The sequence below is a fragment of the Haloferax prahovense DSM 18310 genome, assembly GCF_000336815.1.
GTDB classification, from domain to species: domain Archaea; phylum Halobacteriota; class Halobacteria; order Halobacteriales; family Haloferacaceae; genus Haloferax; species Haloferax prahovense.
In genome coordinates this window covers 213,283-235,300 of the sequence record NZ_AOLG01000047.1, presented here as the reverse complement: position 1 = coordinate 235,300, position 22,018 = coordinate 213,283, and the positions used below count along the sequence as shown (strand labels likewise).

Genomic DNA, 22,018 nt, shown 5'->3' with positions numbered 1-22,018 from the left:
TTTACTTGAGGGGCACGAACTTCGAAGACCGGGTCGCGCCGATACCGGCCTGACCGTGCTCGACCGAGCTACGGGTCAGCTGGAACTCGCCCAGGTAGTGACCGATCATCTCGGGCTGAATCTGGGTGCGTTCGAACTCCTGGCCGGTGTAGACGGCGAAGGTGAGACCGACGAATTCGGGGAGAATCGGCATGTCACGCAGGTGCGTTCGAATCGGCGTGTTAGCCGTCTCCTCTTCCGTCTTGTCCTGAGCCTTCGCGAGCAGTTTCTCGTGCTCGGCCGACAGGCCTCGGGTGATGGTTCGCCGCTGACGAGCGGGGAGCAGTTCCGTGACCTCGTCGAGCTCCATGTCCTGCAGCTCGTCGAGCGTGTAGCCGCGGTAGGTGAACTCACCTTCGCGGCCGGTGCGGTATTGCGTACTCATGGTTACTTACCTCCCTTGCCACCGCGACCGGTGCGTTTGGAGGCGATGTCACCGACCTTCCGGCCCGGCGGAGCGTTCCGCGAGACGGACTTCGGCTGACCGGGGTGCTGCCGGCCACCGCCACCGAACGGGTGGTCGACGGCGTTCATAGCAACACCACGCACGCGCGGCCACTTGATACCGCGCGCTTTCATCTTGTGGTACTTCTTGCCTGCCTTGACGAAGGGCTTCTCCGTGCGGCCGCCGCCGGCGACGACGCCGATGGTGGCTCGGCAGTTGGGGTTGAGGCGCTTGACCTCGCCCGACGGGAGCTTCACGATGGCGACCTTGCGGTCGTGCGAGAGAAGCTGCGCGCTCACGCCGGAGGCGCGGGCGAACTTCCCGCCGTCGCCGGGCTGGTGCTCGACGTTACAGACGGGGACACCCTCGGGAATCTCGGCGAGCGGCAGCGTGTTGCCGGGCTTGATTTCGGCGGAAACGCCGATCTGAAGCTCTTCGCCGACGGTGACACCCTCGGGCGCGAGAATCATGCGCTGTTCGTCCTCGAACTCGACGAGGGCGATGGGCGCGCTGCGTGCGGGGTCGTGCTCGATGCCGACGACCGTGCCCGTGATGGTGTCTTTCTCCTCGGACTTCTTGTGCGACAGTTCGGCCTTGTAGCGGTGCGACGGCGCCCGGAAGGTGGACGTACCGCGACCACGACGCTGGCCCTGAATTCGGCGTCCCATTGTTAGAACACCCCGATACGCGACGCGACTTCCTGCGCGTCGTCGTCTTCAGAGAGACGAACTGTTGCTTTCTTCTTGCCTTTCATCGTGACCTGCGTGTTGACCTTCTCGACGGTCACGTCGTAGCGCGACTGGACTTCGTCCTTCACGTCGGACTTCGTCGAGTCGATGTGGACGATGAACTGGAGCTTGTTGTCGAAGTCCATCTGGTTCATCGCCTTCTCCGTGACCAGCGGGTGTTCGATGATGCTCATCGTTCTGCGACCTCCTCGAGCGCGCTCTCGGTGAAGAGCGTGAGGCGACCGGCGTGGGTGCCGGGCGCGAGGTCCTCGGCGGAGACGTTCGCCGCGGTGGCGACGTCGACGCCGGCGAGGTTGCGAGCGGCCTTCGAGGGCTCCTCGGCCGTCACGAAGAGAATGGACTTCGGACGGGTGTACTTGCGACCGCGGAGCTTGCCTTGGCCGCCTTTGACCTTCTTGTTCTCCTCGGAGCGCTCGATGTCGTCGTAGACGCCGAGCGACTGCAGGAGGTCGACGACCTCCTTCGTCTTGACGAGGTCCTCGAAGTCGTCGGAGACGACGAGGGGGAGCTCGACGTCGTCGTCGAAGCGGTGACCGCGCTCGGCGACCAGCTCGGAGTCCGTCGTGGCGGCGAGCGCCGAGCGGACAGCGAGCTTACGCTCCTTCGTGTTGATCTCCTTCCCCTGGTCCTTCTCGGCCTTCGGCGGGTGAGCGCGACGGCCGGAGACGGCGTGCGGGACGCGTCGGGCGACGCCGTTCTGGCGTGGGTCGTGGGACATCCCACGGCCGCTGCCCATGGACTCTGCCGGGGTTCGAAGTCCGGCGTAGGGGTCGGCACCGTACGGCTGTTTTCGGTTTGCCTGCGCGGCGATGACGGCACGCTTGATGAGGTCGGGACGGTAAGCCGTCTCGAAGACCTCGGGCAGGTCGATGCTGCCCGCGTCGTCGCCGTTCAGGTCTCGGATAGTTGCCTGCATGGATTATCCCTGGTTCGATGCGGTAGAGACGTAGCGCACCTCGGGGTCGAGGCGCGGCTGGTCGTTCGGCCGGATGGCCGGGCGGAACCGCAGAAGGCGCTTGTTGGGGCCCGGCAGCGAGCCCTTGATGAGCGCGTAGGAGCCGTCGACCTCGCCGTAGTTGACGAAGCCACCTTCGACGGAGGCTTCGTCACCCTCACCGAGGTCGATGAGGCGCTTGTTGAGCTCGGTGCGCTGGTGGTACCCAGTCTGACCGAGCTGCGGAACCGTAGAGCGGACACGGGACGGGTTCCAGGGGCCGAGGTTGCCAATACGGCGTCTCCAGCCCTGGCGGGCGTGCTTGCCCTTACGCTTCTGGACGCCCCATCGCTTGACGGGACCCTGCGTACCCTTACCCTTCGTGACACCCGCGGCGTCGAGGTACTCGCCGGCGCGGAACACGTCGGACATCTCGTGTTCGCCGCCCTCGGCAACGAGGTCGAGGGCGAAGTCGGCGCGCTCCACCATGGAGCCGCCACCGACGCGAGTCTCCATCACGTCGGGCTTCTTCTTGGGCACGTTCGCGAGCTCGGCGGGCACCGTGTGCGTGATGACGCGGAGGTCATCGACTTCGCCGGCCTCGACGGCCTCGCGAAGCGCGTCGGCGTCCGAGTCGAACGTGTTCTCTGCCGGCAGGTCGAGGACGCGGTCGAGTTCGTCGTGGAACTCGTCCGTCCAGACCTCGGTCTGCGGCTTCATACCGTACGGCGTCTGCTCGTAGGCGCGAAGGGCGACGGCGCGCATCGGCGGCGTCTCGACGACGGTCACCGGGACGGACTCCTCCATTCCCTCGCGGGGGGAGTCGGCCTCGTCGTTGACCATCATGACGTGGGTCATACCGGCCTTGTAGCCAGCGAATCCCTGCAGTGCAGGGGAACCGTCGTCACTTGGCCACGACTTGATACGCGGGACCTCTTTGGTCACACGCTTGCGGGGGCTGAAGCCCATCGAGCCTTTTCGTGGTCTGCTTGGTTGTGGCATGGATTCACTCCGTGAGTGTCAGGGAGGCGAGGGAGGCGAACATCGCTTCTTCTGTTCGCACGACCTCGCTGCCCTGTCGCGGAATCGTATTGAGCCAGAGGTCGAACCCCGGACCAACGGAAGGTTCGACGTCTGCAACATCCTCGGGAGACATCCCGAGCATGTCCGGAAGCCCACGGCCCGGCGACCCGAAGACGACGGTCATGCCGCCGACATCGGTGATGCGGGCCGTCAAGTCACCCAATGTGGGGACCGACAGCGGTTCGCCATAGCGAGACGTGGCGATTCGCACGCCCGCATCTGGCCTGCCGAGTGCTTCCGTGAGGTCCATGCGGGATACGTCGAAGCCCGGGAGGGGCTCGTCGACGATCCGCGCACGGACCGGTTCTCGCGAAGAGATCCTGACAGCGACGCGCTCTCCCTCTGTGAGGTCCATCCCGGGAGGGACGAACAGGGAGATCGGGTGTTGCATTCCGCAATTGACCCGAACGCGGTCGTCAGGTCCGACCTCGGTCACGATTCCTTCTCGCAACGCGGGCGACTCGTCAGAGTCGTCCGCGGTCGTAGACGCCACGAGAACGGGCGGCAGGATACCAGCGTAGCGGAGTTCGTCGCGCTTGCCCCAGACCTCTTTGCGGAGGTAAGGGGGCGTCGCGGCGTACCGAAGTACGGTTTCGACGAACTCGCCGCCCCACTTGTTCTCGCCGTCTTCGTCGGGGAAGACGACGAGTTCGTTCGCCCGGAAGACCGCCGCCGCGCGGGCGACGTAGCCGAGTTTGCGAGTTGCCTCGCGTTGATCTTCGGCTTCCCGGACGAGTGAGGACGGCACGAGTACGCTGAGTTTCATGCCGGGTTCATCCTCGTCTCGTCTAGACTGTGGCGTTTGTACCGGGGGCCTACCTAAAAGAGTAGCGAATCCGTTCTGGGGTGATAGAGCGTCCCACGACCCAGTTTGTGGACGATTGGCGAATGACGCGTGGTACGTAATTACACGGTCGACGACAGGTCGGCGAAGGCGAATCTCACGTGGTAGCAGGTGGCGCGCCGTCGCCCGATTTCTCCCCCGTTTCGCAAGTCTTATTTATCAACCCGACACTATCGAGTAACGCAGCAGCACGCCACGATACACGCGGAATGCGCTGGTAGTGTAGTGGTATCACGTGACCTTGCCATGGTCACAACCTGGGTTCAAATCCCAGCCAGCGCACTTCCACCACATGCGTCGGTAGTGTAGTGGTATCACGTGACCTTGCCATGGTCACAACCTGGGTTCAAATCCCAGCCGACGCACTTCTACAACGAATCTACCTTCCGAGCGACCGCTGTGCGTGTCGGTCGGACTATGAGTTGTGAATGCGGCCCGGTGGGATTTGAATCAGGGAGCGACGCGAACGGAGTGAGCAGAGCGACTGAGGTTCAAATCCCAGCCGACGCACTTCTCTGAATTCAACTCGGTCAGCGACGCGTCTCGTCGCGTCCCCGAGAACTCACGTTTCGTCCCGCGCTCGCCACCACCAGACCATCGCGGCCACGCCGACGATGAGGACAACGACGGCGAGCGCGTCGAGGGCGTAGTTGAGCGGCGTTCCCGTCGGCACGGTCCCGGACTGCGTCACCTGTAAGAGGGCGTACGAGAGCCACGTGAGACACATCCCGACGAGGAGAACCGCCCGCGTGGCGGAGAGCGCTCCGCGTCGGTACTGCACGCCCGTGCCCGCGAGGAGCAACAGGTACGCGACGAGTAGGGGAACGCCCCCGAGGTCGGCGAGCACGCTCATGACTCGGTCGGAAACGTCACGAGGGCGATAACGGCCGCGAACACGACGAGTAGCGCGCCGAATTCGAGCGGCGACCGGGTGGCGAGGCGTGTGATGAGCGACGCGGGCGCGGTGCTCTCACGGAGTTCGATGCCGAACTCGCTGGCGGAGAGCGCGGCGGACGCGCCGACGGCGGCGGCGACGACGCCGACCACTCGCGTGACGCGGGAATGGAGGGAGACCATACGGCACGTCCGCAGAGGATACACTAAATAGTTGACACCATTCGCGATTCTGGCCTCGCACGCGTGGGCGAAGAATCAATATCCGAGCGTGTCCACCGTCTCGATTCGTTCGATGCCGTCGAGTTCGCAGAGGTCAGAAACGGCGGATTCGGCGATCGAGACCACGACGCCGCCGAACCGGAGTTCGCGTTCGAGGCTGCCGCCGAGCGACTCGACGCGGGTTTCGAGCGCGGCGCGGGCGTCGTCGTCCGCGGGTTCGACGCGGAGTTCCGCGACCTCGTCGTCGAGGGGGTCGTCGCGCATGCGACGGACGGGGTGAGAGAGATACATATCCGGGGGTCGTCGGCCGGCGGGAAAACGGTCGCGGTCGGCCGGTGGCGGACCGCGCTCGACCGAGGCGTCAGTCCTCGGTGAAGTAAAACAGCGCCTCGCGACCCGCGCCGCAGTCGGGACACCCCGTCGGGAACGAGGTCAGCGAGCCGAGTTCGCCGCAGTCGTCACAGCGCCAGACGAGTCGCGCCTCGCCGAAGTCCTTCTCGGGCAGTCGTCGGTGTTCGACGACGGTCGGAGGCCGAACCGCGCGGGAGGCGGTCTCGGCGGTCGTCTCCACGGCCTCCCACCTCGTTCGGTCCCGTTCGAGCGGTCGCGCCGGCTGAGTCGGTCGGGCAGGGGTCTTTATTGCCATAGTGTCGCATACGCACGCCAGCCACATAACGCCCGTCATCACTCCTCCTGACTGTCAGGCCACGAGGACCATCGGAGTTCCAGTCTGACAGGCCCCTCCGGCAGGAATCGACTGGTTTCGGTGTCGACGACGACCCGTTCGGGCCGGGGGAGCGTGACGGACTCGTCGCCGACGCGAACCGTCAGGTCCTCGTGCGGAGCGGCCGCCACGAGGTGGTCGAGTCGTTCGATGGCGGCCGTCACCTCGCCACGAGTCACTGCGTCGGTCTGCGAGTCGAGGGGGACGCCGCCGAACAGTGGGCGGACGTTCACGTCGCGCGAGCGGTTCGACAGCACCGCGTTGACGGCCGCGCCGAGGAGGATGACGAGCCCGCTGAAGTAGAGCCACGTCAGGAGGACGAGGATGCCGGCGACGACGCTCGACTCGGGCGCGCGGCTACTGAACTCGACGTAGAGCCGGAACAGCGACTCGAAGGTCGTCAGCCCGACGGCGGCGACGAGGGTCCCGGGGACGACTTCGAGGTAGGTCACGTCCTCGTCGGGGAAGATGTAGTACATCGGGTAGAACGTCACGAACAGGACGACCACGAGGAGCCCGCGGTAGACGACCCATCCGAGCGCCCCGTCGAGCGCCGGGAGCGCGGACTCGATGAGCGCGCCGGCGACGACGGCGACGGCGACGGTGACGAGGACGACGATGCCGTCGGAGAGCTGGTCGGCGAAGGTGTTGGCCGCCTCCGACTCGTAGATGTCCGAGAAGGCGGTGTCGAGGCCGCGGAAGATGCGAAGCGTCCCCCACACCAACACGAGCACCCCGACGAGCGAGAGGCTCGCCAGTTGGGTCGACGATTCCAGTTCGGCGATGATAACGTCGCCCACGCCGGGGGTCAACACGGACTGGATGACGGCGATGACGCCCTCGCGGAGGCCGCTGTCGCCGGTGGCGGAGACGGCCGCGAGGACGAGCAGGAACAGCGGTAACAGCGAGACGAACGCCCCGTAAGCGATGCTTCCCGCCATGAAGGTGAGCCGCTCGGTTCGCACCTCGTAGACGATGGCCCGGCCGAGCGTGAGCGCTCTCGTGACACGCGGATTCATGGACACTGATACGTCGGCCGACGAGAAAAGCGCGATGCGCCGCCAAGTCGGGGGTGCGGAGGCGGCTATCGTCGGGCGGCGAAGACGGCGACTGCCAGCCCCAAGACGGCGCCCGTCGCGGTCCACTCCGCCGCGTAGCCGACCGTTCCGCCGATGGCCGAGCCGAGGGTCACCCCGCCGACAACGTTCGCCCCCACGACGAGTGCCACCCGAGTGAGTTCGCTCTGGAACATATCGGAACCTGTGGCTGCTCGAGGGGATAGCCTCGTCGGTTCCGTCGTCGAATCGGCCGTCTCGGTCCACTCCGTTTTACTACCGCGTGGCGCGTGGGTTCGACCATGACAGTCATCGCGATGCTGAGCGTCGCACCGGTCGTCGAAGGGAGCATGTCGGGCGAGGTCGCCAAGGCGGTCGCGGCCCTCGACGACTTCGAGGTGTCCTACGAGACGAACCCGATGGGGACGGTCATCGAGGCCGACGACATCGACGAACTGCTCGCGGCGGTCGGCGCGGCCCACAAGGCGGTCGACGGCGACCGCGTGAGCACGTTCCTGAAGATAGACGACAAGCGCACGAAGGACCAGACGGCCGCCGACAAGGTCGACGCGGTCGAAGCCCACCTCGGTCGGGAAGCGAGAAGCGACCGCGAATAGTGTCGCACGGGGGCGCGGCGACCCGCCGCGCATTCCCGCGACCCGCCCCACGTGGCACGTCCACGCGCCCCGGAGCGGTGGGTGACTGACAAACCCTTTAGCCGAAGGCGCGCAATCGCCTCGCATGGACAGCATCAATCGGATGGCCATCGAACTGGTCGACGAGGCGCTCGATTTCGCCGGGGAACTCGGCATCGAGGGCTACGAACTCGACTCGGGCGCGACGGTCATCGACTTCGGCGTCGACGCCGACGGCGGTGTCGAGGCGGGGATGCTCCTCGCGGAGATTCAGACCGCGGGTCTCGCCACGGTACAGACGCGGATGGGCGAGGTCGCCGGCACGCCCCGCCCGCACGTCGAACTCTCCACCGACCGCCCCGCGCTGGCTCTCCTCTGCTCGCAGAAGGCCGGCTGGGAGCTCACCTTCGACGACTTCGACGGCCTCGGCTCCGGCCCCGCACGCGCGCTGGTCGGCGAGGAAGAGGAGTTCCACCACCTCGGCTACTACGACGAGTTCGACCTGACGGTCCTCTCCGTCGAGAGCATCGACCTCCCGACCGACGAGGTCGCGGAACACGTCGCGGAGACGACCGGTCTCGAACCGAGCGCCGTCTTCCTGCCGACCTACGCGACCGGCTCGCTCGTCGGGAGCGTCACGGGCGCGGCCCGCGCGGCCGAACTCGCCGTGTTCAACCTCTTCGAGGCGGGCTACGACCCGACGAACGTCCTCTCTATCAACGGCTCCGCCCCGCTCGCCCCCGTCAGCTACGACGAGAGCGTCGCCATGGGACGGACGAACGACGCCGTCGCCTACGGCGGGCGCGTCCACGTCACCGTCAGCGAGGATTTCGACGACTTCGACCGCGCGATTTCCACGGCCGGACCCGACTACGGCGTGCCGTTCGAACAACTGTTCGAGGACGCCGACTGGGACTTCGGCGAGGTCGACCCCGACGTGTTCGGCCCCGCGCAGGTCACCGTCGACGTGGTCGACGGCCCGACGTACACCCTCGGCGAGACCGACGAGGACGTGCTCGCCGACTCGTTCGGACTGTGAGGCGCAAACCGGTCCCGCCCGCGCCGGACTCCCTCGACCGACTGTGGGACGCCCACCGCGCGGTGCCCCTGATTCCGGGCTCCGAAGACGACTGCTGCGGCCGGGTGGCGAACCGACTCGACGTGACGCCCGACGAGGGCCGCGACTGGCTCGTGTTCTGCCAGTCGCTCGGCCTCGCTCGCGAGGTGAGCCGCGGCTTCGAGCGCGTCCGCGACGACCCGACGCGGGACGCCTTGCGGGCCGCCTTCGAGGCGAACGTCTTCGGCGCGAGAGAGGCCCTCGACGCGCTCGGCGACGAGCCGAGGTCTGCCGACGCGGTCTTCGACGCGTTCGAGCCGGCCGTCCCGAACTGGGAGCGCCACCGCGACCCCGACGGGTGGGAATCTCGCTGGCGAGACAGGGTCGCGCGGCTGCTCGACTGGGCGGTGCTGTTCGGCGCGGCGGCGAGAAAACCGGGCGGCTACACCCCGGTCGAAGAATCGTCTTGACCGCCGGCGGGGACGAATCCGCGTCGCCGCCCGTGTTACGTTAGTCGACCTTCGTCACGGTCCCGACGCCCTTGGACCGGCCCTCGCGGAAGACGAACCGCTGGCCCTCCTCGACGAAGTACGGTCGGAACTTGAACTCCACGCGGGTCGTACCGGTGTCGCCCGGCAGGAGCCGCCCCCCGTCAGGGTGGAAGACGGCCGCCTCGGAGATGGTTTCGAGGTGGACCACGGGCTCGTAGCCCTCCTGAATCCGCGTCGGGTGGTTGAGAACCATCACGTCGGCCTCGAACTCGCGGACGGCGGTGGGCTCCGAGTCGGCCGGGAGGAGCACCATCCCGCGTTCGATTTCGGACTCGCGGACGCCCTTGAGGGCGATACCGACGATGCGGCCGGCGTTGGCCCGGTCGACCCGGTGGTAGTGCATCTCGATGGAGCGGACCTCGACCTCGCGGAACTCGCCGTCGGACATCGGCCCCAAGAGCAGTTTGTCGCCGGCCTCGACCGCCCCGGAGTTGACCGTGCCCGAGGCGACCGCGCCGACGCCCGTGACCGAGTAGGTACGGTCGATGTACATCTTGAAGTCACCCTCCGCGGCGCTGCGCTTCGGGAGCGACTCGAACAACTGGTCGAGGTCGCCGAGGCCGTCCATCGTGACCGCGCTCGTCAGGAACAGCGGGACGACCGACTCGCTTATCTCTTCGACCGCGGCCTCGACGCCGTGGCGCTCGACGCTCAGGGGCGTCCGACCCACGTCGCGGAGGAGTCGCTCGACCTCGCGTTCCACCTCGGCGGCGCGCTCCTCGGAGACGGCGTCGACCTTCGTAATGGCGACGACCGTCGGTAGCTCCATCGCGAGCAGGATGCCGAGGTGTTCGCGGGTCGTCCGCGTCGGGCCGTCGTCGGCGGCGACGACGAGCAGGCCGTAGTCGAGACGCTGACCGACGAGGCCGCGAATCGTCGTCCGGAGCCACGGCTCGTGGCCGACGGTGTCGACGAACGAGACCAGCCGGTCGGCCTCCTGAACGATCTGCGCCCGGTCGGACTTCCGGTGGGGGTTTCGCATGTGGACCGGGCCGTCGTCCGAAAAGCCGTAGACGGCGTACGAGAGGTCCGCCGACAGTCCGCGTTCGACCTCGTGGGGTTGCACGTCGAGGAACGACCGCGTGCCGCCGTTGCCGTTGTCGGCCTGTCCGGTCACGAGCGAGCCGACGAGGGTGGACTTCCCGTGGTCGACGTGGCCCGCGGTGCCGACGACGATGTGGTCGTCGTCCACGTCGAGCATCGCCCCCTCGCGGATGGTCGCGACGCCGACGAGGCCGCGCTCGGCCGAATCGCCGACGCCCCACGTCTCCACGTCTTCGATGTGCGCGCCGGCCTCCTCGGCCAGAAGCGACAACACGTCCATGGTCTCGGAGAAGTCGTCCGGCGGGATGCCGGCGATGCCGCCGTCGTCGGTGACGCCGACCACGTAGGTCGCCACGCCGTCGCCGGAGAGCACTCGGTGTCGGAGCTGAGCCGCGAGCGACTCCATCCGGCCGTCGGACAGGTGAACGGCGCGGGTGAGGCGTTCTTTGAACTCGACGTTGCCGCCTTCTTCCTCACCGCGCTCGAGGGCCTCATCCAAGAGGGCCCGATCCGCGCTCATGGAAGCGGGTAGGAAACCGACCGTTAAAACGCTTTCCGCGGTAGCCATTACCATGAGAACGTACCGCAATCGAGACGGAACCGACGCGGGGGCGCTCGTCGGGGCTCGTGGCGGTCGAATGCGGGTGAAAAGGAAACCGTGTTACTCGGTCAGGCGCTCGTAGGCGCGGTTGACGCGCTTGAAGGCCTCTTCGTCGCCGGTCTTCGAGTCGGGGTGGGTCTCTTTGACTCGCTTCCGGTAGGCCGCCTTCACCTCGTCCTCGGAGGCGTCGTCGTCGTCGAGGCCGAGCGTTTCGAGGGCTTTCTGCCGACTCATACCGCGCCGCGGCGGGCGGACTCGCGTCCCGCTTCCGTCGCGGGCGCGCCGTCTCCGCCGACCGCCGTCGAACCCGCCGTCGGGACCGACGTTAGGGCCGAATCGCCCGGCTCGCGGTCCCTCTTGGGGGTCGCCGCGGGGACCCGCGCCGAAGCCGCCGGTCTGTCGGCGGTCGCCCCGCCGTCGCTCCGACCGGAAGCCGAACCCGCCGCGCCCGGCGTCGGCGCGGACGCGCGTCCGGCGGAACCGCTCTTCGAGGCGGCCGCTGACGTGGGCGTACATGAAGTACGTCGTCGCGCCGAAGGGGATGGCGACGAACAGCAACAGGAGCTGTTGGTAGGCGAACGCCAACACGACGAGGAGCATGGTGATTCCCGCGAACACCGCCGCGAGCCCCATGACGAGTCGGTCTCGGTCCACGGCCGCAGTTAGGGGCGCACGGTGGTAAACGTCTCGCCGGGGAGTCACCTGCCGACGAGTCACCTGCCGAAAATCGAGCGCCCGCGCCGACTCAACGGTACTGGTTCAGCCGCTTTTTGAGGCGCTTTGCCGCCTGTCCGGCGGCCTTGTCGAAGTCCTCGCCGTCGTCCTCGCCGGCGAAGATGATGCCGCGCGAGGAGTTCACGAGGCCGACGCCGTCGGCGAGACCGAACTCGACGGCGGCCTCGGCGTCGCCGCCCTGCGCCCCCACGCCGGGGACGAGGAAGGGCAGGTCGGGCACCTGTTCGCGGAGGTGTTCCAGTTCGTCGGGACCGGTCGCGCCGACGACGAGGCCGACGTTCCCGTGTTCGTTCCAGAGGTCGCAGAGCGCCGCGACGCGCTCGTAGAGGGGTTCTCCCGAATCGAGTTCGAGCGACTGGAGGTCGGAGCCGCCGGGGTTCGAGGTGCGGCAGAGGACGAACACGCCCTTGTCCTCGCGGGCGAGGAACGGCTGGATGGAGTCGCGGCCCATGTAGGGGTTGACCGTGATGGCGTCGGCGTCGTCGAGCAGGTCGGCGTACTTGCGGGTCGTGTTGCCGATGTCGGCGCGCTTGGCGTCGAGGAGTACCGGCACGCCCTTGCCGTGGGCGTAGGCGATGGTCTCGCGCAGGGAGCGCCAGCCGTCTTCGTCCTCGTAGAACGCCGCGTTCGGCTTGAACGCCGCGGCGTGCTCGTGGGTCGCGTCGATGATGCGGCGGTTGAACGCCCACCGCGGGAGGTCCTTGTCGAGGAGGTGGTCGGGGATACGGTCGATGTCGGCGTCGAGGCCGACCGAGACGACGCTGTCTGTCGCCTCGATGCGGTCGCGGAGGTCGTCGAAGAAGCCCATTGCCCGCGAGTGCGACGACCGAAAGTAAGGGGTTTTCCCTTCGGCGCGGCTGGCGGGGCGCCCAGCTCACCCGGTCCGGAAGGAGAAGTCCGAACTCGGCGCGCTGTGGGTGAGCCACCCCATCGAGACCACGTCGACGCCGGTGTCGGCGTAGGCGGGGAGCGTCTCCGGCGTGATGCCGCCGCTGGCCTCGGCGATGACGCCCTCGGGGAGCCGGGAGACGCCCTCGCGGACCGCCTCGGGCGGGAGATTGTCGAACAGGACGATGTCGGCTCCGGCGGCCGCGGCGCGCTCGCCCATCTCGGGCGTCTCGACTTCGACTTCGAGCTTCGTGGCGAACGACTTGCGCTCGGCGAAGCGGTTGACCGCCTCCTCCAAGCCGAGTTCGGCGACGTGGTTGTCCTTGACCATCACCATCCCCGAGAGCGTGAGGCGGTGGGTGTCGCCGCCGCCGGCGACGACGGCGCGCTTTTCGACGCCGCGGAGGCCGGGCGTGGTCTTGCGGGTCGCCGCCACTCGAACCGAGTTGGAAACCTCGCGGGCGGCGTCGACTGCCTCGCGAGTCGTGGTCGCGACCCCGGAGGCGTGGCCGACGACGTTGGCGGCGACGCGCTCGCCGCGGAGGACGCTCTGGGCGTCGCCTTCGACCCGGAGAACCTCGTCACCCGCTTCGACCGCGTCGCCGACTTCGACCGCTCGCTCGGCCTCGACGCCGAGGGAGTCGAAGACGGCGACGGCGGCGTCGAGACCGGCGGCGACCGCCGGCTCCTTCGCCACGAGTCGCCCGGTGGTGTCACCGGGCACGTCGTTCGTCACGTCGCGGTGGCCGACGTCCTCGGCCAGCCAGCGCTCGACGGTCTCAGTCGTCAGCACTCGGGGTCACCCCCTGACCCGCGTCGTCACTTTCCTCGCTTCCGTCCGGGTCGACCAGCGAGTGACAGCCGGCCGACGGCGCGTCGGCGGCCGCGCGGGCGACGAGGAGCGACGAGACGCAGGCGTTCCGGAGTTCGTAGATGGACCGCGAGACGCGGGTGCGGGCGTAGGCGTCGACCTCGCCCTTCAGGCGGCGGAGCCGAGCCCGCGCGGTCCCGAGCCCATCGGGGGTGCGCTCGATGCCGACGAACCCGTCCATCGTTCGCCCGAGGCGGTCGAACTTCGTGTCGGCGAAGGCGTCGGGCAGCGCCGGGTCGGAGTCGCGCGGCGACGCGTACTCGACGACCTCGGCTTCGCCGCGGCCCCGCTCGGCCGCGGTCTCGCCGGCGCGAACGCCCCAGACGAGCCCTTCGAGCAGGCTGGTCGAGGCGAGTCGGTTCGCGCCGTGGACGCCGGTGCGGGCGCACTCGCCGGCGGCGAACAGGCGGGACAGCGAGGTCCTGCCGCGGTCGTCGACGGCGACGCCGCCGCAGAGGAAGTGCTCGCTCGGGGCGACGGGGATACCGGCGTCGAGGTCGACGCCGCGGTCGTCGCAGAGCGCCGCGAGGTCGGGGAACTCCTCGCGGAAGTCGAGGTCGGACACGTCGAGGACGACGCGGCCGGTTCGGTCGCGGGCGCGAGAGACGGCGCGGGCGACCACGTCTCGGGGGGCGAGTTCGGCGTCTTCGTGCACGTCAGGCATGAATCGGCGGCCGTCGGCGTCGCGCAGGGCCGCGCCCTCGCCGCGAACGGCTTCGCTGACGAGGAACGGTTGCGCGTCGTCGGCCTGGGGGTCAGTCCGGGGGTCGTACGCCGTCGGGTGGAACTGGACGTACTGCATGTTCGAGACGGTCGCGCCGGCGAGGGCGGCCATCGCCACGCCGTCGCCGGTCGCGCCCGCGGGGTTGGTCGACCGGGCGTAACAGTCGCCGATGCCGCCGGTGGCGAGGACGGTCGCTCCGGCGAACACAGGTTCGACCTCGCCGTCGGCGAGGACGGTCGCGCCGCGGACGGTTCCCTCCTCGGTCAGGAGGTCGAGCGCCGTCGCGTCGTCGACGATGCGCACGCCGTCGCGGGCCGAGAGGTGCTGGAGAAACGGCCGGAGGACGTGTGCGCCGGTGCTGGCGTCGACGTGGAGGATGCGGCGGCTGGAGTGGCCCGCCTCGCGGGCGAGGTCGAAGTCGGCGGCGCCGGTGCCGTCGGTGCCGCCGCCCACCGCGTCGAACTCGACGCCGAGCGTGTCCAAGAGCACGTCCTCGACGACGGCTCGGGACTCGGAGACGAGCGTCTCGACCGCCTCGGGGTCGGCGGTGCCGTCGCTCGCCCGGCGGATGTCGGCGGCGAACTCCTCGGGCGCGGACTGGGTGACGGCGATGCCGCCCTGCGCCCAGTCGGACGCGGCGTCCTCGGGCTCGGTCGCCTTCGTGACGACCAGCACGTCGGCCCCCTCGCGGGCGGCGGCGAGGGCGGCGGCACAGCCGGCGATACCGGAGCCGACGACGAGCACGTCGGCCTTCATAGTTCGAGCATGCGGTCGAGCGCGACCGCGGCGAGTTCCTTCTCCTCGGGCGCGACCTCGACGACGTTGGGTTCGTGGCCCGCGGCGAGTTCTTCGAGCACCCACGTCAGGTAGTTGGGGTCGACCTGCCGCATGGCGTTGCAGTCCATACAGGCGTCGCCGCAGAGCGGCCGCACGTCGACCTCGGGGTGCCAGCGCGCGAGGTGTCGCGCGAGGTGGACTTCGGTGCCGATGGCCCACGTCTCGCCGGGGGCGGCGTTCTCGATGACGTCGCAGATGTGGCTCGTCGAGCCGACCTCGTCGGCGGCCGCGACGACGCTCGGGCGGCACTCGGGGTGGGCGACGACCTTCGCGCCGTCGGCCTGCGCCTCCTCGACGTGGTCGACCCGGAAGCGCTCGTGGACCTGACAGTAGCCGTCCCAGAGGATGACCTCGGCGTCGCCGAGGTCGGGAACCTCGGGTTCGACCTCGCCGGCGGCACCCATCGACTCGGCCACGTCGCCGGCCCACGGGTCCCACTCGACGACTTCGTCGATGCCGAGTTCGTCGGCCGTGTTGCGCCCGAGGTGCTTGTCGGGCAGGAACAGCACGGCGTCGCCGCGCTCGAAGGCCCATTCGAAGGCGTCGGTGGCGTTCGAGGAGGTGCAGATGAGCCCGCCGTGGGAGGCGCAGAACGCCTTCAGGTCTGCGTAGGAGTTCATGTACGTCACGGGGACGATGTCCTTGCCGCCGGACTCCTCGACGAGCGTCTCCCACGCGGAGTCGACCTGCACGGCCTCGGCCATCCCGGCCATCGGACACGACGCCTCCATCGACGGGAGAATCACCGTCTGGTCGTCGTCGGTGATGATGTCCGCGCTCTCGGCCATGAACGTCACGCCGGCGAAGACGACGTACTCGGCATCGGACTCGGCGGCGCGCTTCGAGAGCTCGTAGGAGTCGCCGATGAAGTCCGCGTGCTCGACGATTTCGCGTCGCTGGTAGTTGTGTCCGAGCACGATAACCCGGTCGCCGAGCTCCTCGCGGGCGGCGGCGATTCGCCGGGAGCGGGCGGCCTCGTCGAGGTCGCGGTGGCTCTCCGGAAGCTGTTCGAGCGTGTCGTATTTGAACAGGCTGAGCTCCGACTCGAACCCGACCGACTGTAATTCAACCACGATTGGTCACCACGGTAGAAGTCCAATCATCGGCCCTTATTGAAAAATATTTTTCTTCAATACTCGCAACCCACCAGTAAAGATTCTCTTCAGCCCCGATTGGTCGGTGGTACTTCAGTCTGATTGGGTTCAGAACCCTCGAACGTCGTCTACTCGGTTGAAGAATAATTTTCTTCGAATGTACTCCTCCGTCGATGGCGATTTCTCGTTCAGTCGCGTTCGAAGACGACGCGACCGTCCACGACGGTCATCGAGACCGCGACGTCGCGAATCGAGTCGGTTTCCCACGGCGACTCGTCGAGGACGACGAGGTCCGCGGCGGTGCCTGCCGCGACGGTTCCCAGTCGGTCCTCGTCGAAGCCGGCGTAGGCCGCGCCGGACGTGTACGCCCGGAGCGCCTCGGTGACGGTGAGCGACTGGTCGGGGTTCGGGTGGTCGGTGGCGAGGTCGACGCCGAGAAGCGGCCCGAGCGGCATGCAGTCGCTCCCGAACGCGAGGTCGACCCCGGCGTCGAGCAGGTCGCGGTAGCGGTTGGTTCGCAGGCGTCGCTCGCCGAGGCGGGCGTCGTAGAGGCCGCCCTCGTCGGCCCACTTCAGAAAGTTCGGCTGGACCGAGGCGACGACGCCAAGTTCGGCGAACCGCTCGATGGCCTCGTCGGAGGCGAGTTCGACGTGTTCGACCCGGTGGCGGGCCGAGCCGGGGTCGTCGGTCTCCTCGTACGCCGCGAGAACCGCGTCGATGGCCGCGTCGCCGATGGCGTGCGCGGTGAGCTGGTAGCTCGACTCGTCCGCGTCGGCGACGAGTTCGCGGAGTTCTTCGGGGTCGACGACCCACTGGCCCGTCTCGTCGTCGGCCGCGGCGGGGTCACCCGCGGCGTCGGCGTACGGTTCGGTGAGCTTCGCGGTCCGGCCGCCGAAGCTCCCGTCGGTGAACGTCTTTATCGCGCCGACGGTGACGAGGTCGCGGTGGCTTCCGCCTCCGTGGTTCGTCCGCAGGCCGACCTCGCGGAGCGCGTCGAGGTGGTCCGACCAGTAGTTGATTCGGACGCGGAGGTCCAGTTCGCCGGCTTCGTCGAGGTCACGGTAGACCTCGGGAGCGCGGGAGCCACGGACCATGTCGTGGACGCCGGTGACCCCGCGGGCGGTCGCGTACGACTGCGCGGCGCGGACGAGCGCCGCCATCTCCTCGCGGCCCGGTTCGGTCGCCTCGCGGAGCACGTCGACCGCGCCCTCGACGACGACGCCCGTCGGCTCGCCGGCGGCGTCGCCGTCGCCGACACCCTCGGAAACAGCGTCTCGGCCGGCGGTCTGCACGCCCGCGTCGGGCATCTCGTCGGCGTAGCGGTCGAGGACGACCGAGTTGACGCCGGCGGTGTGGAGGTCCTCGCGGAAGGCGACCACGGGAAGCGACTCGGAGACGGCGTCGAGGTCGTCGCGGGTGAGATACCTGGATTCGTCCCACGTGCTCTCGTCGTAGCCGTAGCCGAGCACCCAGTCGGTCTCGTCGCCGGTCCCGCCGCCGCTGGCCCCATCACCGCCGGCTCCGCCGTCGTCGGCTTCGACTTCGGCGGCTCGCTCGCGGAGCAGTTCGACCGCCTCCGCCGCGGAGTCGGCGGTGGAGAGGTCGGCGTGGACGAGCGACCGGCCGACCATCGGGAGGTGCGTGTGGGCGTCGATGAAGCCGGGGAGGACGACTCGTCCCTCGCAGTCGACGACCCGCGTCTCGACGCCGACGAGCAGTTCCACGTCGAACGCGCGGCCGACGCGGACGACCTCGCCGTCGCGGACGGCGACGGCTTCGTGGGTTTCGTCGGGCGACCCGAGCGTGTGTACCTCCGCGTTCGTCAGTACGAGGTCCGCTGCCGCGGTCATACGTTCGACCCCGACGCGGGAGGGCAAAACGGTTCGGGAGGCAGCCGGACAGCGACCGTTGAAAGAACCGGAACGCGTTAGGGCCGGCGCGGAAAACGTCGGAGCATGACAGACGCCGCGTCCCTCGCCGACCGCGTTCGGGAGGGCGAACTCCGCCTCCACGAACTCGAAGCGCACGCCGACGCCGACACCGCCGCCGAGGCGCGCCGGTTGCTCGTCGAATCGCAGTCCGGCGCGTCGCTCGACGCGGTCGGGAACTACGGCTTCCCCGCCGAAGCCGCCGAGTCGGCCATCGAGAACATGGTCGGCGCGATTCAGGTGCCGATGGGCGTCGCCGGCCCCGTTTCGGTCGACGGCGGCTCCGTCTCCGGCGAGAAGTACCTCCCGCTCGCGACCACCGAGGGCGCGCTCCTCGCGTCGGTCAACCGCGGCTGTTCGGTCATCAACAGCGCCGGCGGCGCGACCGCTCGCGTCCTCAAGTCCGGGATGACCCGCGCGCCCGTGTTCCGCGTCGCCGACGTGGCCGAGGCCGAGGCGCTCGTCTCGTGGACCCGCGACAACTTCGCGGCGCTGAAGGAAGCCGCCGAGGAGACGACGAACCACGGCGAACTCCTCGACGTGACGCCGTACGTCGTCGGCAACTCGGTCTACCTGCGGTTCCGCTACGACACCAAGGACGCGATGGGAATGAACATGGCCACCATCGCCACCGAGGCCGCCTGCGGCGTCGTCGAAGAAGAGACGACCGCCTCACTCGTCGCCCTCTCGGGCAACCTCTGTACCGACAAGAAGCCCGCCGCAATCAACGCCGTCGAGGGGCGCGGACGGAGCGTCACCGCCGACGTGCGCATCCCGCGCGAAGTCGTCGAAGCGCGCCTGCACACCACGCCCGAGGCGGTCGCGGAACTCAACACCCGCAAGAATCTCGTCGGCTCCGCGAAGGCCGCGAGCCTCGGCTTCAACGCCCACGTCGCCAACGTCGTCGCCGCGATGTTCCTCGCCACCGGACAGGACGAGGCGCAGGTCGTCGAGGGCGCGAACGCCATCACGACCGCCGAGGTGCAGGACGGCGACCTCTACGTCTCGGTCTCTATCGCCTCCCTCGAAGTCGGCACCGTCGGCGGCGGCACGAAGCTCCCGACGCAGTCCGAGGGCCTCGATATCCTCGGCGTCAGCGGCGGCGGCGACCCCGCCGGCTCCAACGCCGACGCCCTCGCCGAATGCATCGCCGTCGGCTCCCTCGCGGGCGAACTCTCGCTCCTCTCCGCGCTCGCCTCGCGGCACCTCTCCAGCGCCCACGCCGAACTCGGCCGGTAATCCGAACCCGGTTTCAGTTTCACCGCTGTCGGAGACGACTAAACAGCCGTTATTCGCTTCCCACAGACCTGTATCGACGGATTCAGTCATCGACGTCCACTTTCACTTTCACCCCGCACCCGTGGCTCGCGTTTATTCCGTTTCCGCGGAAACGATGAAAACGCGTCCGTCGGGCAGCACCCGCGGGCGTGTCCACAACCCATCCCCTCCCATGCCACTCTCTACACGCAGTACCGACCCCGAATCGCCCGACGACTACGACGACGCGCGGCGGTTGGCGCTCGCGCTCAGGCTGGTGAAGTTGGCCCTCGGCGTCGTCGCCTCCGCGCTGACCGTGGCGAAGTTGCTCGGCGCGCTCTGAGGTGGACGCGCTCGCGGCCCCTTTGTACCGGTCGCCCGCCGCGACGCTCAGACCAGTCGGTGTCGGCCCCGCGACTCCGACACCTCGCCGCGCCGCCGGAGTTTGTCGAGCAGGTCGCGGGCGCGGTCGTCCGGGACGCCGCGTTCGACCGCAGTCGCGACGATTTCCTCCTCGGTCGGACGGTCGCCATCCCGAACCGCCTCGCGGACGACCGTCAGGCGGTCGGGCGACGCCGCCGACGAGTTCCGACCGCGAGAGGCGGCCTCGCCCGCCTCGAACACCTCGTCGGCGTCGAGTCCCGAGCCTTCGAGGTACTCGCGGTCGTCGACGCCCGACTCCTCGACCCGCCGGTCGAGCTCCGAGACGTGTTCGACCTGCGCGAACGCCTCGCTGTCGCCGTGTTTCTTCGCCAAGAGCGCCGACCGCGCCTGCCGCGCGGCGTCCCGGTCATCGGACTCGAAGAACCGCCGGAGCTTTTTCGTCTGGTGTCGCCTGCCGCACCGCGGACACGTCGCCGTCTTCGACCCGTCGGGGTCCGAAAGGAGCCACATGTTCGCGCAGTCCGTACACCCCACGACCGCGTACATACGCCGATGTTCCGCGGCGTCGGATTTGAACGTTCGGGAGCGGAAGCGACCGTGAACCCCTCGCGGGTGACGACCCCCGCGGCGCCTCCCCGGCGGATTTATCCCCGTTCCCTGTGGCTTGCCACCATGGACCGAGTTTCACTCGACGACGCGCCGTCCGCCGAGGCGGCCGACGGCGTCTCCCTCTCGCTCCTCGCGGGCGGGGAGAAGATGAACGTCCAGCACTTCCGCATCGAACCCGGCGCGGCCGTCCCGGTTCACGACCACCCACACGAGCAGGTCGGCTACATCGTCGCCGGCGAACTGACGTTCCTCGTCGGCGACGACGGCGAGGAACTCGTCGTCGGTCCCGGCGACGCCTACTCGCTCGCAGGCGGCGAACTCCACGGCGCGGAGAACCGCGGCGACGAGACCGTCGTCGGCATCGACGTGTTTTCGCCGCCGCGGGACAACCCGCCGTGGCTGGACTGACGCCGAGCGCGACCCCCCGTTAGAATCTCCCTGACGGGCCGTCGGGGTGGGGTCTCTCGAACGAGTCCCGGAACGTTTCGTTCGAAACACATGAGGAGAAAGCATTTATCAGTCCGGTGTCACCATCCGATAGACGGTAGTCCCTAACTATGCCCTTCCCCCGCGTACTTCCTCTATGGATAGCGCCCGGCGCGCCGAACACCCCGGATACCCCGCCGAGCAGCGGGCGACCATGAGTCACTCGAAGCTCGCACGCGAGCCGTGGCTGTGGGTGTTCGTTGGCGTCTGGGCGGCGGTCGTCAGCGCGCTCCACTTCGGCGGGCTCGCCTACGACATCTACACGAGAATCTGGTGGTGGGACGTGCTCACCCACTCGCTTTCGGGCTTCGGCGTCGCGGGCGTGTTGTTCCTCGTGTTCCCGCGGACCTTCCGGGGCGATCGCGCCCCGGTGGTTGTCGCCGGCGTCATCCTCGCCATCGGCGCGGGCTTCGAGGTGTACGAGTACCTGTTCAAGGACTTCTGGTGGGGCTGGTCGATGGCCTACTACCTCGAGGACACCGCGATTGACCTCGTGGTCGACGTGGTCGGCGGCCTCGGCTTTTTCGTCCTCGTCGAGGGCGTCCTCAGGTCGCGGGCGCGGGCAGATTCCCCCCGCGGCGACTCGCCGCGCAGCGCCGGTCACCTCCGCTCCGACGGCGGCGAGAAGGCGGACGACGACTCCCCGTCGAACCGCTGACTCTGGACGCGATGCTCCCGTCGAGGTGGTTAATTTAACCCCAAACGTGTTGCTTCGTCGGGAAAACGTACATATTGATGATGTCCTATCTCTCGTCTATGCCTCCGCTCGCAGAAGACCCGGCACCGAACCTCCACACCGTACTCGGCGCGACCCGCGCACCCCCTCGCGCATGCTGAGGCGCACCTGGGACGAGATGGTGCTGGCGGGGTGGGAAGAACGCCCCCGAGAGATGGCCGCCGTCGCGGTGTTCGGAGGCGCCGTCACCGCGACGCACTTCACGAGCATGGCGCTGTTTCTCTACACCCGCATCTGGTGGTGGGACATCCTCGTCCACGCCGCCTCCGGGTTCGGCGTCGCGGCGGTCCTCTACGTCCTCAACCCCCGCCTGCTCCACTCGCGGGTCGCGCTCCTCGTCGTCCTCCCGATGGCGGTCGCCGCCATCGGCACGTGGTTCGAGGTGTACGAGCGTCTGTTCACCGGCTTCTGGGTCGAGTGGCCCCGCTCTGTCTACTTGGAGGACACGGGCGTCGACATCGTCGCCGACACCGCCGGCGCGGTTGTCTTCGGGTTCGTCCGCCCCCTGTGGAACCGGATTCAGCGCTGGCGGGACCCGAATCGACTGTAGTCGGCGCGAAAGAACTGCGGCGTCGATGCCGCGAGAGAGAAG

The 22,018-nt window shown here is 68.5% G+C and carries 28 protein-coding genes and 2 tRNA genes; 10 read left to right on the top strand and 20 right to left on the bottom strand.

The window, feature by feature from the left end:
* Nucleotide 1 precedes the first annotated feature (1 nt).
* Genes C457_RS13030 through C457_RS13005 form a run of 6 tightly spaced genes read right to left on the bottom strand, consistent with a single transcriptional unit; the run spans nt 2 to nt 4,016 of the window.
* Nucleotides 2-424, bottom strand: a complete 423-nt coding sequence (locus C457_RS13030) for a 30S ribosomal protein S19 (RefSeq protein WP_008095287.1) — start codon at nt 422-424, stop codon at nt 2-4.
* A 2-nt stretch (nt 425-426) separates the two neighbouring features.
* Nucleotides 427-1,152 carry a 50S ribosomal protein L2 gene (locus C457_RS13025; protein ID WP_004974912.1) on the bottom strand — a complete coding sequence of 242 codons (726 nt, stop codon included), beginning with the start codon at nt 1,150-1,152 and terminating at the stop codon, nt 427-429.
* 2 nt (nt 1,153-1,154) lie between these two features.
* Nucleotides 1,155-1,406, bottom strand: coding sequence for a 50S ribosomal protein L23 (locus tag C457_RS13020; RefSeq protein ID WP_004974911.1), 252 nt, complete (start codon nt 1,404-1,406; stop codon nt 1,155-1,157).
* Nucleotides 1,403-2,149, bottom strand: a complete 747-nt coding sequence (gene rpl4p, locus C457_RS13015; RefSeq protein WP_008095285.1) for a 50S ribosomal protein L4 — start codon at nt 2,147-2,149, stop codon at nt 1,403-1,405. Before rpl4p ends, C457_RS13020 begins: the two co-directional genes overlap by 4 nt.
* Nucleotides 2,150-2,152: 3 nt before the next feature.
* Nucleotides 2,153-3,169, bottom strand: coding sequence for a 50S ribosomal protein L3 (locus C457_RS13010; RefSeq protein ID WP_004974909.1), 1,017 nt, complete (start codon nt 3,167-3,169; stop codon nt 2,153-2,155).
* A gap of 4 nt (nt 3,170-3,173) precedes the next feature.
* Nucleotides 3,174-4,016 carry a putative RNA uridine N3 methyltransferase gene (locus C457_RS13005; RefSeq protein WP_008095282.1) on the bottom strand — a complete coding sequence of 281 codons (843 nt, stop codon included), beginning with the start codon at nt 4,014-4,016 and terminating at the stop codon, nt 3,174-3,176.
* A gap of 289 nt (nt 4,017-4,305) precedes the next feature.
* Between C457_RS13005 and C457_RS13000 the strand changes: the two genes are divergently transcribed.
* A tRNA-Gly gene (locus tag C457_RS13000) sits at nt 4,306-4,376 on the top strand.
* A gap of 12 nt (nt 4,377-4,388) precedes the next feature.
* A tRNA-Gly gene (locus C457_RS12995) sits at nt 4,389-4,459 on the top strand.
* Nucleotides 4,460-4,656: 197 nt separating this feature from the next.
* On the opposite strand, the gene C457_RS12990 is transcribed toward C457_RS12995, so the two are convergent.
* From C457_RS12990 to C457_RS20655, 6 genes are all read right to left on the bottom strand, one after another.
* Entirely contained in the window at nt 4,657-4,947 is a 291-nt protein-coding gene (locus tag C457_RS12990; RefSeq protein ID WP_008095280.1) for a hypothetical protein, read from the bottom strand.
* Nucleotides 4,944-5,171, bottom strand: coding sequence for a hypothetical protein (locus tag C457_RS12985; protein WP_008095278.1), 228 nt, complete (start codon nt 5,169-5,171; stop codon nt 4,944-4,946). The genes C457_RS12990 and C457_RS12985 overlap by 4 nt, the downstream gene beginning before the upstream one ends.
* Before the next feature lie 75 nt (nt 5,172-5,246).
* Nucleotides 5,247-5,501, bottom strand: a complete 255-nt coding sequence (locus tag C457_RS12980) for a hypothetical protein (protein ID WP_008095276.1) — start codon at nt 5,499-5,501, stop codon at nt 5,247-5,249.
* Nucleotides 5,502-5,571: 70 nt separating this feature from the next.
* Nucleotides 5,572-5,856, bottom strand: coding sequence for a DUF7130 family rubredoxin-like protein (locus C457_RS12975; RefSeq protein ID WP_049913578.1), 285 nt, complete (start codon nt 5,854-5,856; stop codon nt 5,572-5,574).
* Between the two features lie 38 nt (nt 5,857-5,894).
* Nucleotides 5,895-6,953 (bottom strand): YihY/virulence factor BrkB family protein, encoded by a 1,059-nt coding sequence (locus C457_RS12970; protein ID WP_008095272.1) that lies wholly within the window; start codon nt 6,951-6,953, stop codon nt 5,895-5,897.
* A gap of 65 nt (nt 6,954-7,018) precedes the next feature.
* Nucleotides 7,019-7,186, bottom strand: a complete 168-nt coding sequence (locus tag C457_RS20655) for a hypothetical protein (RefSeq protein WP_162832772.1) — start codon at nt 7,184-7,186, stop codon at nt 7,019-7,021.
* Nucleotides 7,187-7,291: 105 nt separating this feature from the next.
* On the opposite strand from C457_RS20655, the gene C457_RS12965 reads away from it, so the two are divergent.
* The 3 genes from C457_RS12965 (at nt 7,292) to C457_RS12955 (ending at nt 9,151) form a co-directional block, all read left to right on the top strand.
* Nucleotides 7,292-7,606 (top strand): MTH1187 family thiamine-binding protein, encoded by a 315-nt coding sequence (locus tag C457_RS12965; RefSeq protein ID WP_004062408.1) that lies wholly within the window; start codon nt 7,292-7,294, stop codon nt 7,604-7,606.
* 124 nt (nt 7,607-7,730) lie between these two features.
* The gene (mch, locus tag C457_RS12960) at nt 7,731-8,663 is read left to right on the top strand and encodes a methenyltetrahydromethanopterin cyclohydrolase (protein ID WP_008095269.1); all 933 of its coding nucleotides are present in this window, start codon (nt 7,731-7,733) and stop codon (nt 8,661-8,663) included.
* Nucleotides 8,660-9,151, top strand: coding sequence for a hypothetical protein (locus C457_RS12955; protein WP_008095268.1), 492 nt, complete (start codon nt 8,660-8,662; stop codon nt 9,149-9,151). Before mch ends, C457_RS12955 begins: the two co-directional genes overlap by 4 nt.
* Nucleotides 9,152-9,191: 40 nt before the next feature.
* Here C457_RS12955 and C457_RS12950 read toward each other — a convergent pair whose 3' ends face one another.
* From C457_RS12950 to C457_RS12920, 7 genes are all read right to left on the bottom strand, one after another.
* Nucleotides 9,192-10,796 carry a GTPBP1 family GTP-binding protein gene (locus C457_RS12950; protein WP_008095267.1) on the bottom strand — a complete coding sequence of 535 codons (1,605 nt, stop codon included), beginning with the start codon at nt 10,794-10,796 and terminating at the stop codon, nt 9,192-9,194.
* A gap of 141 nt (nt 10,797-10,937) precedes the next feature.
* Complete coding sequence (locus C457_RS12945) at nt 10,938-11,531, bottom strand: J domain-containing protein (protein ID WP_008095266.1); 594 nt, start codon at nt 11,529-11,531, stop codon at nt 10,938-10,940.
* A gap of 91 nt (nt 11,532-11,622) precedes the next feature.
* A complete protein-coding gene (gene pyrF / locus C457_RS12940; protein WP_008095265.1) occupies nt 11,623-12,420 on the bottom strand; it encodes an orotidine-5'-phosphate decarboxylase in 798 nt (265 codons plus the stop codon).
* A 66-nt stretch (nt 12,421-12,486) separates the two neighbouring features.
* Entirely contained in the window at nt 12,487-13,293 is an 807-nt protein-coding gene (gene nadC, locus C457_RS12935; RefSeq protein WP_008095264.1) for a carboxylating nicotinate-nucleotide diphosphorylase, read from the bottom strand.
* Complete coding sequence (locus C457_RS12930; protein ID WP_008095262.1) at nt 13,280-14,851, bottom strand: L-aspartate oxidase; 1,572 nt, start codon at nt 14,849-14,851, stop codon at nt 13,280-13,282. Before C457_RS12930 ends, nadC begins: the two co-directional genes overlap by 14 nt.
* Entirely contained in the window at nt 14,848-16,005 is a 1,158-nt protein-coding gene (gene nadA, locus C457_RS12925; protein ID WP_008095260.1) for a quinolinate synthase NadA, read from the bottom strand. Before nadA ends, C457_RS12930 begins: the two co-directional genes overlap by 4 nt.
* Nucleotides 16,006-16,214: 209 nt before the next feature.
* Nucleotides 16,215-17,876, bottom strand: a complete 1,662-nt coding sequence (locus C457_RS12920; protein ID WP_008095257.1) for an amidohydrolase — start codon at nt 17,874-17,876, stop codon at nt 16,215-16,217.
* 105 nt (nt 17,877-17,981) lie between these two features.
* On the opposite strand from C457_RS12920, the gene hmgA reads away from it, so the two are divergent.
* Entirely contained in the window at nt 17,982-19,193 is a 1,212-nt protein-coding gene (hmgA, locus tag C457_RS12915; protein ID WP_008095255.1) for a hydroxymethylglutaryl-CoA reductase (NADPH), read from the top strand.
* Nucleotides 19,194-19,404: 211 nt separating this feature from the next.
* The gene (locus C457_RS20360) at nt 19,405-19,554 is read left to right on the top strand and encodes a hypothetical protein (protein WP_156037882.1); all 150 of its coding nucleotides are present in this window, start codon (nt 19,405-19,407) and stop codon (nt 19,552-19,554) included.
* A gap of 47 nt (nt 19,555-19,601) precedes the next feature.
* Here the strand turns inward: C457_RS20360 and C457_RS12910 are convergent, their stop codons facing one another.
* Nucleotides 19,602-20,141: a DUF5817 domain-containing protein gene (locus C457_RS12910; RefSeq protein ID WP_008095253.1), complete on the bottom strand. Its 540-nt coding sequence runs from the start codon at nt 20,139-20,141 to the stop codon at nt 19,602-19,604.
* Between the two features lie 126 nt (nt 20,142-20,267).
* On the opposite strand from C457_RS12910, the gene C457_RS12905 reads away from it, so the two are divergent.
* From C457_RS12905 to C457_RS12895, 3 genes are all read left to right on the top strand, one after another.
* Nucleotides 20,268-20,612 (top strand): cupin domain-containing protein, encoded by a 345-nt coding sequence (locus C457_RS12905; protein ID WP_008095252.1) that lies wholly within the window; start codon nt 20,268-20,270, stop codon nt 20,610-20,612.
* Nucleotides 20,613-20,844: 232 nt separating this feature from the next.
* Nucleotides 20,845-21,348 carry a hypothetical protein gene (locus tag C457_RS12900; protein ID WP_008095249.1) on the top strand — a complete coding sequence of 168 codons (504 nt, stop codon included), beginning with the start codon at nt 20,845-20,847 and terminating at the stop codon, nt 21,346-21,348.
* Between the two features lie 172 nt (nt 21,349-21,520).
* Nucleotides 21,521-21,976 carry a hypothetical protein gene (locus tag C457_RS12895; protein WP_049913576.1) on the top strand — a complete coding sequence of 152 codons (456 nt, stop codon included), beginning with the start codon at nt 21,521-21,523 and terminating at the stop codon, nt 21,974-21,976.
* Nucleotides 21,977-22,018: the final 42 nt, after the last annotated feature.